This is a genomic window from Pseudomonas sp. GW821-FHT07B01 (assembly GCF_059419065.1).
The window spans coordinates 23,543-37,319 of the sequence record NZ_JBWKRA010000028.1 but is presented as its reverse complement, the minus strand read 5'-3'; the positions used below and the strand labels follow the sequence as shown (position 1 = coordinate 37,319).

General features: G+C 61.3%; 13 protein-coding genes. 12 read left to right on the top strand and 1 reads right to left on the bottom strand.

Translation table 11 applies throughout. The annotated features are described in order from the left end of the window. Nucleotides 1–2 precede the first annotated feature (2 nt). The 12 genes from nuoE (at nt 3) to AC07S6_RS23775 (ending at nt 12,891) form a co-directional block, all read left to right on the top strand. Nucleotides 3–500 carry an NADH-quinone oxidoreductase subunit NuoE gene (gene nuoE / locus AC07S6_RS23830; RefSeq protein WP_003232080.1) on the top strand — a complete coding sequence of 166 codons (498 nt, stop codon included), beginning with the start codon at nt 3–5 and terminating at the stop codon, nt 498–500. Further along, entirely contained in the window at nt 497–1,852 is a 1,356-nt protein-coding gene (nuoF, locus tag AC07S6_RS23825; protein ID WP_032896666.1) for an NADH-quinone oxidoreductase subunit NuoF, read from the top strand. The genes nuoE and nuoF overlap by 4 nt, the downstream gene beginning before the upstream one ends. A gap of 135 nt (nt 1,853–1,987) precedes the next feature. After that, complete coding sequence (gene nuoG / locus AC07S6_RS23820) at nt 1,988–4,702, top strand: NADH-quinone oxidoreductase subunit NuoG (RefSeq protein ID WP_495113172.1); 2,715 nt, start codon at nt 1,988–1,990, stop codon at nt 4,700–4,702. After that, on the top strand, nt 4,699–5,706 hold the full coding sequence (gene nuoH, locus AC07S6_RS23815) for an NADH-quinone oxidoreductase subunit NuoH (protein ID WP_003174724.1): 1,008 nt from the start codon (nt 4,699–4,701) through the stop codon (nt 5,704–5,706). Before nuoG ends, nuoH begins: the two co-directional genes overlap by 4 nt. A gap of 11 nt (nt 5,707–5,717) precedes the next feature. Then, nucleotides 5,718–6,266 (top strand): NADH-quinone oxidoreductase subunit NuoI, encoded by a 549-nt coding sequence (nuoI, locus tag AC07S6_RS23810; protein ID WP_003174725.1) that lies wholly within the window; start codon nt 5,718–5,720, stop codon nt 6,264–6,266. A 9-nt stretch (nt 6,267–6,275) separates the two neighbouring features. Then, nucleotides 6,276–6,779 (top strand): NADH-quinone oxidoreductase subunit J, encoded by a 504-nt coding sequence (gene nuoJ / locus AC07S6_RS23805; protein ID WP_003174726.1) that lies wholly within the window; start codon nt 6,276–6,278, stop codon nt 6,777–6,779. Between the two features lie 2 nt (nt 6,780–6,781). After that, nucleotides 6,782–7,090 (top strand): NADH-quinone oxidoreductase subunit NuoK, encoded by a 309-nt coding sequence (gene nuoK, locus AC07S6_RS23800; protein ID WP_003174727.1) that lies wholly within the window; start codon nt 6,782–6,784, stop codon nt 7,088–7,090. Then, the gene (gene nuoL, locus AC07S6_RS23795) at nt 7,087–8,940 is read left to right on the top strand and encodes an NADH-quinone oxidoreductase subunit L (RefSeq protein WP_014718912.1); all 1,854 of its coding nucleotides are present in this window, start codon (nt 7,087–7,089) and stop codon (nt 8,938–8,940) included. Before nuoK ends, nuoL begins: the two co-directional genes overlap by 4 nt. 55 nt (nt 8,941–8,995) lie before the next feature. Continuing rightward, nucleotides 8,996–10,528 (top strand): NADH-quinone oxidoreductase subunit M, encoded by a 1,533-nt coding sequence (gene nuoM, locus AC07S6_RS23790; protein ID WP_495113171.1) that lies wholly within the window; start codon nt 8,996–8,998, stop codon nt 10,526–10,528. A 7-nt stretch (nt 10,529–10,535) separates the two neighbouring features. Then, on the top strand, nt 10,536–11,999 hold the full coding sequence (nuoN, locus tag AC07S6_RS23785) for an NADH-quinone oxidoreductase subunit NuoN (protein ID WP_003174731.1): 1,464 nt from the start codon (nt 10,536–10,538) through the stop codon (nt 11,997–11,999). A gap of 237 nt (nt 12,000–12,236) precedes the next feature. Then, nucleotides 12,237–12,587, top strand: a complete 351-nt coding sequence (locus AC07S6_RS23780) for a toxin (RefSeq protein WP_495113170.1) — start codon at nt 12,237–12,239, stop codon at nt 12,585–12,587. After that, on the top strand, nt 12,577–12,891 hold the full coding sequence (locus AC07S6_RS23775) for a helix-turn-helix domain-containing protein (protein WP_014718915.1): 315 nt from the start codon (nt 12,577–12,579) through the stop codon (nt 12,889–12,891). The genes AC07S6_RS23780 and AC07S6_RS23775 overlap by 11 nt, the downstream gene beginning before the upstream one ends. A 58-nt stretch (nt 12,892–12,949) precedes the next feature. Here the strand turns inward: AC07S6_RS23775 and AC07S6_RS23770 are convergent, their stop codons facing one another. After that, a complete protein-coding gene (locus AC07S6_RS23770; RefSeq protein ID WP_038450526.1) occupies nt 12,950–13,702 on the bottom strand; it encodes an outer membrane beta-barrel protein in 753 nt (250 codons plus the stop codon). Nucleotides 13,703–13,777 lie beyond the last annotated feature (75 nt).

Sequence of the window (13,777 nt, the reverse complement as noted above, 5' to 3'; positions counted from 1 at the left end):
GCATGAACAGCACGCTTATCCAGACAGACCGTTTCACCTTGAGTGAAACCGAGCGCTCGGCCATCGAGCACGAGCTGCATCACTACGAAGACCCGCGCGCGGCGTCTATCGAAGCCCTGAAGATCGTCCAGAAGGAACGTGGCTGGGTGCCCGACGGCGCCCTCTACGCCATCGGCGAGATCCTCGGCATCCCCGCCAGCGACGTTGAAGGCGTGGCGACGTTCTACAGCCAGATCTTCCGCCAACCGGTGGGCCGCCACATCATTCGCGTGTGCGACAGCATGGTCTGCTACATCGGTGGCCATGAGTCCGTGGTCAGCGAAATCCAGGCCAAGCTGGGCATCGGCCTCGGCCAGACCACCGCCGACGGCCGCTTCACCCTGCTGCCGGTGTGCTGCCTGGGCAACTGCGACAAGGCGCCGGCGTTGATGATCGACGACGACACATTCGGTGACGTGCAGCCTGCTGGCGTGACCCAATTGCTCGAGGGCTACCCATGACCCTGACTTCCTTCGGCCCGGCCAACCTGATCAAGCGTTCGGCCGAGACTCACCCACTGACTTGGCGCCTGCGTGACGACGGCGAGCCGGTATGGCTCGACGAGTACCAGGCCAAGAACGGCTACGCCGCTGCGCGCAAAGCTTTCGCCGACATGGCCCAGGACGATATCGTCCAGACCGTGAAAGACGCCGGCCTCAAGGGTCGCGGCGGTGCAGGCTTCCCCACCGGCGTGAAGTGGGGCCTGATGCCCAAGGACGAATCCATCAACATCCGCTACCTGCTGTGCAACGCGGATGAAATGGAGCCCAACACCTGGAAAGACCGCATGCTGATGGAGCAACTGCCCCATCTGCTGATCGAAGGCATGTTGATCAGTGCCCGTGCGCTCAAGACCTACCGTGGCTATATCTTCCTGCGTGGCGAGTACACCACCGCCGCCAAGCACTTGAACCGTGCCGTGGAAGAAGCCAAGGCCGCCGGCCTGTTGGGCAAGAACATCCTCGGTTCCGGTTTCGACTTCGAACTGTTCGTGCACACCGGCGCCGGGCGTTATATCTGCGGTGAAGAAACCGCACTGATCAACTCCCTCGAAGGCCGCCGCGCCAACCCGCGCTCCAAGCCGCCCTTCCCCGCCGCCGTGGGCGTGTGGGGCAAGCCGACCTGCGTGAACAACGTCGAGACCCTGTGCAACGTGCCGGCGATCATCGCCGACGGCGTGGACTGGTACAAATCCCTGGCCCGCGAAGGCAGCGAAGACATGGGCACCAAGCTCATGGGCTTCTCCGGCAAGGTCAAGAACCCTGGCCTGTGGGAACTGCCGTTCGGCGTGACCGCACGCGAGCTGTTCGAGGACTACGCCGGCGGTATGCGCGACGGCTACACCTTGAAAGCCTGGCAGCCAGGCGGCGCCGGCACCGGTTTCCTGCTGCCCGAGCACCTCGATGCACAAATGTATGCCGGCGGTATCGGCAAGGTGGGCACCCGGATGGGTACCGGCCTGGCGATGGCGGTCGACAACACCGTGAACATGGTCTCGTTGCTGCGCAACATGGAGCAGTTTTTTGCCCGCGAATCCTGCGGCTTCTGCACCCCATGCCGCGACGGCCTGCCTTGGAGCGTCAAGCTGCTGATGGCCCTGGAAAATGGCGAAGGCCGCGAGGGCGACATCGAAACCCTGCTGGGTCTGGTCGGTTTCCTCGGCCCAGGCAAGACTTTCTGTGCTCACGCACCGGGCGCCGTGGAGCCATTGGGCAGCGCAATCAAATACTTCCGCTCGGAGTTCGAAGCCGGCATCGCGCCCACCAGCGCCGCCGTCCCGCCTCTGGCGAAGCCGATCGTAGTCGGCGCGTAACGCTTAAACAGGCGAAGGGTTCGTGCCCTTCGCCTGCTCATGTGCTGACGCCGTAAAGGCTGTGTAGATGCACATGAATAACAAGATTCCATTAGCCACGCCCGCTGACAACGGGCCAACGAAGAACTTTGAACCATGGCCACTATCCACGTAGACGGCAAAGCGCTCGAAGTCGATGGGGCGGACAACCTGTTACAGGCGTGTCTGTCACTCGGCCTCGACATCCCGTATTTCTGCTGGCACCCCGCGCTTGGTAGCGTCGGTGCCTGTCGCCAGTGTGCGGTCAAGCAATACACCGACGAGAACGACACCCGTGGTCGTATCGTCATGTCCTGCATGACCCCAGCCACCGACAACACCTGGATCTCCATCGACGATGAAGAATCCAAGGCGTTTCGCGCCAGCGTTGTCGAATGGCTGATGACCAACCACCCCCACGACTGCCCGGTCTGTGAGGAAGGCGGTCACTGCCATCTGCAAGACATGACGGTGATGACCGGCCACAACGAGCGCCGTTATCGCTTCACCAAGCGTACCCACCAGAACCAGGACCTCGGCCCGTTCATTTCCCACGAAATGAACCGCTGCATCGCCTGCTACCGCTGCGTGCGCTTCTATAAAGACTACGCCGGCGGCACCGACCTCGGCGTGTTCGGCGCCCACGACAACGTGTACTTCGGTCGCGTTGAAGACGGCGTGCTGGAGAGCGAGTTCTCCGGCAACCTCACCGAGGTCTGCCCGACCGGTGTGTTCACCGACAAGACCCACTCCGAACGCTACAACCGTAAGTGGGACATGCAATTTGCGCCGAGCATCTGCCATGGCTGCTCCAGCGGTTGCAACATCTCCCCGGGCGAGCGCTACGGCGAACTGCGTCGTATCGAAAACCGCTTCAATGGTTCGGTCAACCAGTACTTCCTGTGCGACCGTGGCCGTTTCGGCTACGGCTACGTCAACCGCGAAGACCGCCCACGCCAGCCCCTGCTGGCCGATGGCGCCAAGCTGAGCCTGGACGCCGCGCTGGATAAGGCTGCCGACCTGCTGCGCGGGCGCAATATCGTGGGTATTGGTTCGCCACGCGCCAGCCTCGAAAGCAACTTCGCGTTGCGCGAGCTGGTAGGTGCCGAGCACTTCTACTGCGGTATCGAAGCGGGCGAGCTGGAGCGCATCCGCCTGGTCCTGCAAGTGCTGAACGACAGCCCGCTGCCAGTGCCGAACATGCGCGACATCGAAGACCACGATGCGATCTTCGTACTCGGTGAAGACCTGACCCAGACCGCTGCACGCATCGCGCTGTCGCTGCGTCAGTCGGTCAAAGGCAAGGCCGAAGAAATGGCCGACGCCATGCGCGTACAGCCGTGGCTTGACGCCGCCGTGAAGAACATCGGCCAGCACGCGCTGAACCCGCTGTTTATCGCTTCCCTGGCTGAAACCAAGCTCGACGACATCGCTGAAGAATGCGTACACGCCGCGCCGGACGACCTGGCGCGCCTCGGTTTCGCCGTGGCCCACGCCCTCGACGCCAGCGCACCCGCCGTTGAAGGCCTGGACGCTGAAGCTGCCGAGTTGGCTCAGCGCATTGCCGACGCCCTGCTGGCGGCCAAGCGCCCGCTGATCATTGCCGGTACCTCGTTGGGTTCCAAAGCGCTGATCGAAGCCGCCGCCAACATCGCCAAGGCCCTGAAGCTGCGCGACAAGAACGGTTCCATCAGCCTGGTGGTGCCGGAAGCCAACAGCCTTGGCCTGGCCATGCTCGGTGGCGAGTCCGTGGACGCGGCGCTGCAAGCGGTTATCGACGGCAACGCCGACGCCATCGTGGTGCTGGAAAACGACCTGTACACCCGCACCGCTGCGGCCAAGGTTGATGCGGCACTGGATGCGGCCAAGGTGCTGATCGTCGCCGACCACCAGAAGACCGCCACCAGCGACCGCGCCGATCTGGTGCTGCCAGCCGCCACCTTCGCCGAAGGCGACGGTACCCTGGTCAGCCAGGAAGGCCGCGCCCAGCGCTTCTTCCAGGTGTTCGATCCGAAGTACATGGACGCCAGCATCCTGGTGCACGAAGGCTGGCGCTGGCTGCATGCCCTGCGCGCCACCCTGCTGAACCAGCCGATCGACTGGACTCAGCTCGACCACGTGACCGCTGCCACCGCCGCCAGCGCGCCTCAGCTTGCTCGTATCGTCGATGCCGCGCCGTCCGCCGCGTTCCGCATCAAGGGCCTGAAACTGGCACGTGAGCCGCTGCGTTACTCCGGTCGTACCGCCATGCGTGCTGACATCAGCGTGCACGAGCCACGTACCCCGCAAGACAACGACACCGCGTTTGCCTTCTCCATGGAAGGTTATTCGGGTTCGGCCGAACCCCGTCAGCAGGTGCCGTTTGCCTGGTCGCCGGGCTGGAACTCGCCGCAAGCCTGGAACAAGTTCCAGGACGAAGTCGGTGGTCACATCCGCGCTGGCGACCCGGGCACTCGCCTGATCGAAAGCAGCGGTGACTCGCTGAACTGGTTCGCTGCGGTACCGCGTCCGTTCAATCCGGCGCCGGGTACCTGGCAGGTCGTGCCGTTCTTCCACCTGTTCGGCAGCGAAGAAACTTCTTCCAAGGCCGCGCCGGTTCAAGAGCGCATTCCTGCCGCCTATGTGTCCGTGGCCAAGTCCGAAGCCGACCGCCTGGGCGTCAACGACGGTGCCCTGCTCAGCCTCAACGTGGCCGGCCAGACCCTGCGTCTGCCGCTACGTATCAATGACGAGCTGGGTGCCGGCCTGGTTGCACTGCCTAAAGGCATCGCCGGTATTCCGCCTGCCATTTTCGGCAAAACCGTTGACGGTCTGCAGGAGGCAGCGCAATGACTTGGTTCACGCCGGAAGTAATTGACGTGATCATCTCGGTGGTCAAGGCCATCGTGATCCTGTTGGCCGTGGTCGTCGCGGGCGCCCTGCTCAGCTTCGTCGAACGTCGCCTGCTGGGCTGGTGGCAGGACCGTTACGGTCCGAACCGCGTTGGCCCGTTCGGCATGTTCCAGATCGCTGCCGACATGCTGAAAATGTTCTTCAAGGAAGACTGGACCCCGCCGTTTGCCGACAAGGTGATCTTCACCCTGGCACCGGTGGTCGCCATGAGCGCCTTACTGATTGCTTTTGCGATCATCCCGATCACCCCGACCTGGGGCGTGGCGGACCTGAACATCGGTTTGCTGTTCTTCTTCGCCATGGCCGGTTTGTCGGTATACGCGGTGCTGTTCGCCGGTTGGTCGAGCAACAACAAGTTCGCCCTGCTGGGCAGCTTGCGTGCCTCGGCCCAAACCGTATCCTATGAAGTGTTCATGGGGTTGGCACTGATGGGCATCGTGGTGCAGGTTGGCTCGTTCAACATGCGCGACATCGTCGAGTACCAGGCGCAGAACCTGTGGTTCATCATTCCGCAGTTCTTTGGCTTTTGCACCTTCTTCATCGCTGGCGTGGCCGTGACTCACCGTCACCCGTTCGACCAGCCGGAAGCGGAACAGGAACTGGCCGACGGTTACCACATTGAATATGCCGGCATGAAGTGGGGCATGTTCTTCGTCGGTGAGTACATCGGCATCATCTTGATCTCGGCCCTGCTGGTCACGCTGTTCTTCGGCGGCTGGCACGGGCCGTTTGGCATCCTGCCGCAGTTGGCCTTCTTCTGGTTCTTCCTGAAGACCGCGTTCTTCATCATGCTGTTCATCCTGCTGCGCGCCTCGATTCCGCGCCCGCGTTATGACCAGGTGATGGATTTCAGCTGGAGATTCTGCCTGCCGCTGACCCTGATCAATTTGCTGGTGACGGCTGCCGTCGTGTTGTTGAACACGCCAGCTGCCGCGGTTCAGTGAGGATTTGACCCATGTTCAAATATATTGGCGACATCGTTAAGGGTACCGGTACCCAGTTGCGAAGCCTGGTGATGGTGTTCGGTCACGGCTTTCGCAAACGCGACACCCTGCAATACCCCGAAGAAGCGGTGTACCTGCCGCCGCGCTATCGCGGCCGCATCGTACTGACCCGCGACCCCGACGGCGAAGAGCGTTGCGTAGCCTGCAACCTGTGCGCCGTGGCGTGCCCGGTGGGTTGCATCTCCCTGCAGAAAGCTGAAACCGAAGACGGTCGCTGGTACCCGGACTTCTTCCGCATCAACTTCTCGCGCTGCATTTTCTGCGGCCTCTGCGAGGAAGCTTGCCCGACCACCGCGATCCAGCTCACACCGGATTTCGAGATGGCCGAGTTCAAACGTCAGGACCTGGTGTACGAGAAAGAAGATCTTTTGATCTCTGGTCCCGGTAAAAACCCTGATTACAACTTCTATCGTGTTGCAGGTATGGCCGTTGCCGGTAAGCCAAAAGGCGCCGCACAAAACGAAGCCGAGCCGATCAACGTGAAGAGCTTGCTGCCTTAAGGAAGAAAGATGGAATTCGCTTTCTATTTCGCATCGGGTATTGCAGTGGTGTCCACGCTTCGCGTGATCACCAACACTAACCCCGTGCACGCCCTGCTCTACCTGATCATTTCGCTGATCGCCGTGGCCATGACCTTCTTCAGCCTCGGCGCACCGTTCGCCGGTGTGCTGGAAGTGATCGCCTATGCCGGCGCCATCATGGTGCTGTTCGTGTTTGTGGTGATGATGCTCAACCTGGGGCCGGCTTCGGTCGCCCAGGAGCGCGTCTGGCTCAAGCCCGGCATCTGGCTCGGCCCGGTTGTCCTCGCAGCGCTGCTGCTGGGTGAACTGCTGTATGTGCTGTTCGCTCACCAGAGCGGCCAGGCCATCGGCCACACCACCGTAGACGCGAAAGCCGTGGGCATCAGCCTGTTCGGCCCGTACCTGCTGGTGGTCGAACTGGCTTCGATGCTGCTGCTCGCCGCAGCCATCACTGCCTTCCACTTGGGCCGCAACGAAGCCAAGGAGCAATGACGATGCCTGCTATCCCTTTGGAGCATGGTCTGGCGGTCGCCGGCATCCTGTTCTGCCTTGGCCTGGTCGGCCTGATGGTTCGCCGTAACATTCTGTTCGTGTTGATGAGCCTGGAAATCATGATGAACGCCGCGGCACTGGCGTTCATTGTGGCAGGCGCACGTTGGGGCCAGCCGGATGGGCAAGTGATGTTCATCCTGGTGATCAGCCTGGCAGCCGCCGAAGCCAGTATTGGCCTGGCGATCCTGCTGCAGCTGTATCGTCGCTTCCACACGCTTGATATCGACGCTGCCAGTGAGATGCGCGGATGAACATGATCTTTCTGACTTTCGTATTCCCCCTGATCGGTTTCCTGCTGCTGTCGTTCTCTCGCGGGCGCTGGTCGGAAAACCTCTCGGCCCTGATCGGCGTGGGCTCCATCGGCCTGTCGGCCATCGTGGCCGCCTACGTCATCTGGCAATTCAACGTGGCACCGCCTGAAGGCGGTCACTACACCCTGGTGCTGTGGCAGTGGATGGCGGTCGAGGGCTTCAAGCCCAACTTCGCCCTCTACATCGATGGCCTGTCGATCACCATGCTCGGCGTGGTGGTGGGTGTGGGCTTCCTGATCCACCTGTTCGCATCCTGGTACATGCGCGGTGAAGCGGGTTACTCGCGCTTCTTCTCGTACACCAACCTGTTTATCGCCAGCATGCTGTTCCTGGTGCTGGGCGATAACCTGTTGTTCCTGTACTTCGGCTGGGAAGGCGTGGGCCTGTGCTCGTACCTGTTGATCGGTTTCTACTACAGCAACCGCAACAACGGTAACGCGGCACTCAAGGCGTTTATCGTCACCCGCATCGGCGACGTGTTCATGGCCATCGGCCTGTTCATCCTGTTCCAACAGGTGGGCACGCTGAACATCCAGGAACTGCTGGTGCTGGCACCGCAGAAATTCCAGGTCGGCGACTTCTGGATCACCCTGGCCACCCTGATGCTGCTGGGCGGCGCCGTGGGTAAATCTGCGCAACTGCCACTGCAAACCTGGCTGGCGGATGCGATGGCCGGCCCTACCCCAGTGTCGGCACTGATCCACGCCGCCACCATGGTGACCGCCGGTGTCTACCTGATCGCCCGTACCCACGGCCTGTTCACCCTGGCGCCGGACATCCTGCACCTTGTAGGCATCGTGGGCGGCGTGACCCTGGTACTGGCCGGCTTCGCCGCGCTGGTGCAGACCGACATCAAACGTATCCTCGCCTACTCGACCATGAGCCAGATCGGCTACATGTTCCTGGCCCTGGGCGTTGGCGCCTGGGACGCGGCGATCTTCCACCTGATGACACACGCGTTCTTCAAGGCCCTGCTGTTCCTCGCCTCCGGCGCCGTGATCGTGGCCTGCCACCACGAGCAGAACATCTTCAAGATGGGCGGCCTGTGGAAGAAACTGCCACTGGCGTACGCCAGCTTCATCGTCGGTGGTGCCGCCCTGGCCGCCCTGCCGCTGGTGACCGCCGGTTTCTACTCCAAGGACGAGATCCTCTGGGAAGCCTTTGCCAGCGGTAACCAGAACCTGCTGTACGCAGGCCTGGTGGGTGCGTTCATGACCTCGCTGTACACCTTCCGACTGATCTTCATCACCTTCCACGGTGAAGCCAAGACCGAAGCGCACGCAGGCCACGGCATCTCCCATTGGTTGCCACTGTCGGTGCTGATCATCCTGTCGACCTTCGTCGGTGCGATGATCACCCCGCCACTGCACGGTGTATTGCCACAAAGCGTCGGCCATGCCGGCGGCGAAGCCCAGCACAGCCTGGAAATCGCCTCGGGCGCCATCGCCATCGCCGGTATCCTGCTGGCGGCCCTGCTGTTCCTTGGCAAGCGTCGCTTCGTGACTGCCGTGGCCAACAGTGGCATTGGTCGCTTCCTGTCGGCCTGGTGGTTCGCTGCCTGGGGCTTCGACTGGATCTACGACAAACTGTTCGTCAAACCTTACCTTGCGATCAGCCACGTGCTGCGTAAAGACCCGCTCGACCAGACCATCGGTTTGATCCCGCGTGCCGCCAAGGCCGGTCACACCGCCCTGAGCCGCAGCGAGACCGGCCAATTGCGTTGGTATGCAGCGTCCATGGCGGCGGGTGCCGTTCTGGTGATCGGCGCCATCGTCGTGGTAGCGGTCTGACTATGTTTAAGTGCACTGCGTACTTTGCGAACTTGCGAAAGGAAACGAGCCCGTCATGATTCTGCCCTGGCTAATCCTGATCCCCTTTATCGGCGGCCTGCTCTGCTGGATGGGTGAACGCTTCGGCGCCACCCTCCCCCGCTGGATTGCGTTGCTGACCATGTCCCTGGAACTCGCGCTCGGCCTCTGGCTGTGGGCCCACGGTGACTATTCATTCGCTCCGGCACCGGGTGTCGATCCCACCTTCGCGCTTGAATTCAAGCACGTGTGGATCCAGCGCTTCGGCATCAATGTGCACCTGGCCCTCGACGGCCTGTCGCTGTTGATGATCCTGCTGACCGGCCTGCTGGGTATCCTCTCGGTACTCTGCTCCTGGAAAGAGATCCAGCGTCACGTGGGCTTCTTCCACCTGAACCTGATGTGGATCCTGGGCGGCGTTGTCGGCGTGTTCCTCGCCCTCGACCTGTTCATGTTCTTCTTCTTCTGGGAAATGATGCTGGTGCCGATGTACTTCCTCATCGCGCTCTGGGGTCACAGCTCTTCGGACGGCAAGAAAACCCGGATCTACGCAGCGACCAAGTTCTTCATCTTCACCCAGGCTTCCGGCCTGATCATGTTGGTGGCGATCCTGGGTCTGGTCCTGGTCAACTTCCACAACACCGGCGTGATTACCTTCAACTACGCCGACCTGTTGAAAACCAAGATGTCGCTGACCACCGAGTACGTGCTGATGCTGGGCTTCTTCATCGCCTTCGCGGTGAAGCTGCCGGTGGTGCCGTTCCACTCCTGGTTGCCTGACGCTCACGCCCAGGCGCCGACTGCCGGTTCCGTGGACCTGGCCGGTATCCTGTTGAAGACCGCCGCCTACGGCCTGCTGCGTTTCGCCCTGCCGCTGTTCCCGAATGCCTCGGCCGAGTTCGCGCCGATTGCCATGACCCTGGGTCTGATCGGGATCTTCTACGGTGCGTTCCTGGCCTTCGCCCAAACCGACATCAAGCGCCTGATTGCCTTCTCGTCCGTTTCCCACATGGGTTTCGTACTGATCGGCATCTACTCCGGCAGCCAGCTGGCGTTGCAAGGCGCAGTGATCCAGATGTTGGCCCACGGTGTTTCTGCCGCTGCGCTGTTTATCCTGAGTGGCCAGCTGTACGAGCGCCTGCACACACGCGACATGCGTGAAATGGGTGGCGTGTGGTCGCGCATCGCATACCTGCCGGCGATCAGCCTGTTCTTCGCCGCCGCATCCCTCGGCTTGCCGGGTACCGGTAACTTCATCGGCGAGTTCCTGATCCTGATGGGTGCCTTTGTGCAGACGCCGTGGATCAGCGCCATCGCCACCTCCGGCCTGGTGTTCGGTTCGGTCTACTCGCTGATCATGATCCACCGCGCCTATTTCGGCCCGGCCAAGTCCGACACCATCCTGCAAGGGATGGATGCGCGCGAACTGATCATGGTGCTTGGCCTTGCGGTGTTGCTGATCTTCATCGGCGTGTACCCGCAACCGTTCCTGGACACTTCTGCCGCAACGATGCATGGCGTGCAGCAGTGGTTCGGCACCGCCTTCTCCCAACTCGCTTCGGCCCGGTAAGAGCGCTATGGAATTCACGATCCAACACTTTATCGCGCTTGCGCCGCTGCTGATTACCAGCCTCACCATCGTGGTGGTGATGCTGGCAATCGCCTGGCGCCGCAATCACTCGCAAACGTTCCTGCTGTCCTGCGCCGGGTTGAACCTGGCCCTGCTGTCGATCATCCCGGCCCTCAAGGTCGCGCCACTGGCAGTCACGCCATTGATGATGGTCGATGACTTCGCGCTGCTGTACATCGCCCTGATCCTGGTGGCGACCCTGGCCTGCGTCACCCTCGCCCACGCCTACCTCGGCGAAGGCGGCACCGGCTACCCGGGCAACCGCGAAGAGCTGTACCTGCTGATCCTGCTGGCTGCGGCCGGCGGTATCGTGCTGGTCAGCGCACAGCACCTGGCGGGCCTGTTCATCGGCCTGGAACTGCTGTCGATCCCGACCTACGGCCTGGTGGCCTACGCCTTCTTCAACAAACGCTCCCTGGAAGCCGGCATCAAGTACATGGTGCTGTCGGCAGCCGGTTCCGCGTTCCTGTTGTTCGGTATGGCCCTGCTCTACGCCGAAGCCGGCAGCCTGAGCTTCACCGGTATCGGCCACGCCCTGGCCGCTACCAACAGCCCGGCGCCGATTGCCCAGCTGGGCCTGGCGATGATGCTGATCGGCCTGGCGTTCAAGCTGTCGCTGGTGCCATTCCACCTGTGGACCCCAGACGTGTACGAAGGCGCCCCGGCGCCGGTGGCCGCGTTCCTGGCGACCGCGTCGAAAGTGGCCGTGTTTGCAGTGATGGTGCGTCTGTTCCAGATCTCCCCTGCCGCCAACACCGGCGTGCTGAGCAACGTGCTGACGGTGATCGCCATTGCGTCGATCCTGTTCGGTAACCTGCTGGCGCTGACCCAGAACAACCTCAAGCGTCTGCTGGGTTATTCGTCCATCGCCCACTTCGGCTACCTGCTGATCGCCTTGGTGGCGAGCAAAGGCCTGGCCGTGGAAGCCATTGGCGTGTACCTGGTCACCTACGTGATCACCAGCCTGGGTGCGTTCGGCGTTATCACCTTGATGTCGTCGCCGTACAAAGGCCGTGACGCCGACGCCCTGTACGAATACCGCGGCCTGTTCTGGCGCCGTCCGTACCTGACCGCCGTGCTCACCGTGATGATGCTGTCCCTGGCCGGCATTCCGCTGACGGCGGGCTTTATCGGCAAGTTCTACATCGTCGCGACCGGTGTCGAAGCCCACGAATGGTGGCTGGTTGCCTCGCTGGTACTGGGCAGCGCCATCGGCGTGTTCTACTACCTGCGCGTGATGGTCACCCTGTATCTGATCGAGCCAAACCTGCGCCGTGTGGATGCCGAGCTGCATTGGGAACAGAAGGCAGGCGGCGTCATGCTGCTGGCTATCGCCCTGCTCGCGTTCTTCCTGGGCGTGTACCCACAACCGTTGCTCACCCTGGTGCAGCACGCGGTGCTGGGCGTTTGATCGTTTAGGTTGATGCAATAAACAGAACGGCGCCTTTGGGCGCCGTTTTGCATTTCCCAGAAACTTGCTTTTCCCTCCTCGACTCGCTGAATTCTCCTCCTCGATCTACCTCTTCATCTGGCATCTACCCGCTGAAGCCGGCCGTATGGTGTCTGCGTTTTAAGAAAGTTCCCACAGCAAGGTCACTTGACCCAACGCGGGTGGGCCACCAAACTCTACGCAGGCAACGTACAGAACATGGATGCTCTATTTATCGAACTGCCGGCATTCGAGCGGTATCGCAAGGACTATCTGAGTGACGAGCTTTACCGCGGTTTTCAACAGGAATTGATGAAGAACCCCGAAGCGGGAGACGTGATCGAAGGAACGGGTGGGTTGAGAAAGGTTCGCTTCGTCGATGAGCGGCGAAACAAAGGCAAGCGCGATGGCCTGCGGGTCATTTATTACTGGTGGTCAGGCGGTACGCAATTCTGGTTATTCACCTTGTACGGCAAACACGAACAAAACGACCTGGCACCGCAACACAAGAAAGCCCTTAAACACATGCTGGACAGGGAAATCAAAGCGAGAATGCACGATGAAACGTGACATCTTTTCCGAACTGGTCGAAGGCTTCGACGCCTTGGCCGATGAACGCCAGGGTAAAATCACCCTGCGCAACCACAAAGTGCACCTCAACAAGCTGGCGCCGCTTACCGCAGACGAGGTGATCGCTGTGCGCCAGCAACTCAACCTCTCCCGGTCGGTATTCGCCATGTATCTGCGTACCAACACCCGCACCCTGGAGAACTGGGAACAAGGCCGGGCCAAACCCAACGCCCAGGCCGTCACCCTGATCCGCCTGGTGGCGCGCTTTCCGGAAACCGTGGCGCAACTGGCCGCACTGGGCTGACCTGCAAGCCGAAAAAAAACGCCCCGGCAGTTCGGGGCGTTTTTTCAGTGCAACAGCGTCAGAACGCGATACCCACCTTGAAACCATACTCATCACGCTTGAGCTTGGTGTTATCGGCCACATAGGAGTCGTCGTCGAGCTTGTACTCGGTACGCGTGTAGTACAAGCCCGCCATCACTGGCAGGTCGCCCTTCTGGTTCATCAGCAGGCTGACTTCGGCATAAGGGTTGGTGCGGTCCTTGAGGTCCACGCTGTCGCTGCCAACGCCGTCCACCTTGAGCTTGGCGCGGCCGTCGATGGTGTGACGGGCGCCGGCTTCAACGCGCAGGGTCATGTCATCGAACTGGTGGTTGTAGCCCAGAGCGGCCTTGGCAAACGGCGACTTGTTGGTGAGCTTCATGTCGTAGCCATTGGTGTCCGGCTCGTAGCGGGTCCAGGTGTAACCACCACCCACGATCACGTCGACGAAGTTGCGCGCATCCAGCGCGGCACGCCAGCCGAGGTCGAGGTCGGCCTGGCCTTCCTTGAGTTTGTTATCGCTTTTTTCGCCGTACTTGGCTTCGATACCGGCCTGGTAGATAAAGCCCGACTCGGCGGTGAGCTTGTTGCCGAAGTTGTAGAACAGGCCGGCTTCGGGCATGTGCTCCTTGTCGCTTTCGCTACCGCCTTCAAGTTTGAAGTCGTTGTAGCTGCCCATGATTCCGAACGTGGAAATCGGGTCGGTGGAGGGTGCAGCAAACACCACGCCTGGCGCAGCGACCAAGGCCAGCAGCGAGGTGCTCTTGATGAATTTTCCGAATAGTTTGGACATCGTTTTACATCTCCATTTTAAGGTGGGCAAAGTATTCAGGAATCGGTTCGAACCTTGGCGTTTGCAAAAAGTTCG

Coding starts and splice junctions, on each gene's coding strand:
- nuoH (WP_003174724.1), top strand. CDS start 4,699: ATGACTTGGTTCACGCCGGAAGTAATTGACGTGATCATCTCGGTGGTC.
- nuoG (WP_495113172.1), top strand. CDS start 1,988: ATGGCCACTATCCACGTAGACGGCAAAGCGCTCGAAGTCGATGGGGCG.
- nuoK (WP_003174727.1), top strand. CDS start 6,782: ATGCCTGCTATCCCTTTGGAGCATGGTCTGGCGGTCGCCGGCATCCTG.
- nuoN (WP_003174731.1), top strand. CDS start 10,536: ATGGAATTCACGATCCAACACTTTATCGCGCTTGCGCCGCTGCTGATT.
- nuoE (WP_003232080.1), top strand. CDS start 3: ATGAACAGCACGCTTATCCAGACAGACCGTTTCACCTTGAGTGAAACC.
- AC07S6_RS23775 (WP_014718915.1), top strand. CDS start 12,577: ATGAAACGTGACATCTTTTCCGAACTGGTCGAAGGCTTCGACGCCTTG.
- nuoF (WP_032896666.1), top strand. CDS start 497: ATGACCCTGACTTCCTTCGGCCCGGCCAACCTGATCAAGCGTTCGGCC.
- nuoI (WP_003174725.1), top strand. CDS start 5,718: ATGTTCAAATATATTGGCGACATCGTTAAGGGTACCGGTACCCAGTTG.
- nuoL (WP_014718912.1), top strand. CDS start 7,087: ATGAACATGATCTTTCTGACTTTCGTATTCCCCCTGATCGGTTTCCTG.
- AC07S6_RS23770 (WP_038450526.1), bottom strand. CDS start 13,702: ATGTCCAAACTATTCGGAAAATTCATCAAGAGCACCTCGCTGCTGGCC.
- nuoJ (WP_003174726.1), top strand. CDS start 6,276: ATGGAATTCGCTTTCTATTTCGCATCGGGTATTGCAGTGGTGTCCACG.
- AC07S6_RS23780 (WP_495113170.1), top strand. CDS start 12,237: ATGGATGCTCTATTTATCGAACTGCCGGCATTCGAGCGGTATCGCAAG.
- nuoM (WP_495113171.1), top strand. CDS start 8,996: ATGATTCTGCCCTGGCTAATCCTGATCCCCTTTATCGGCGGCCTGCTC.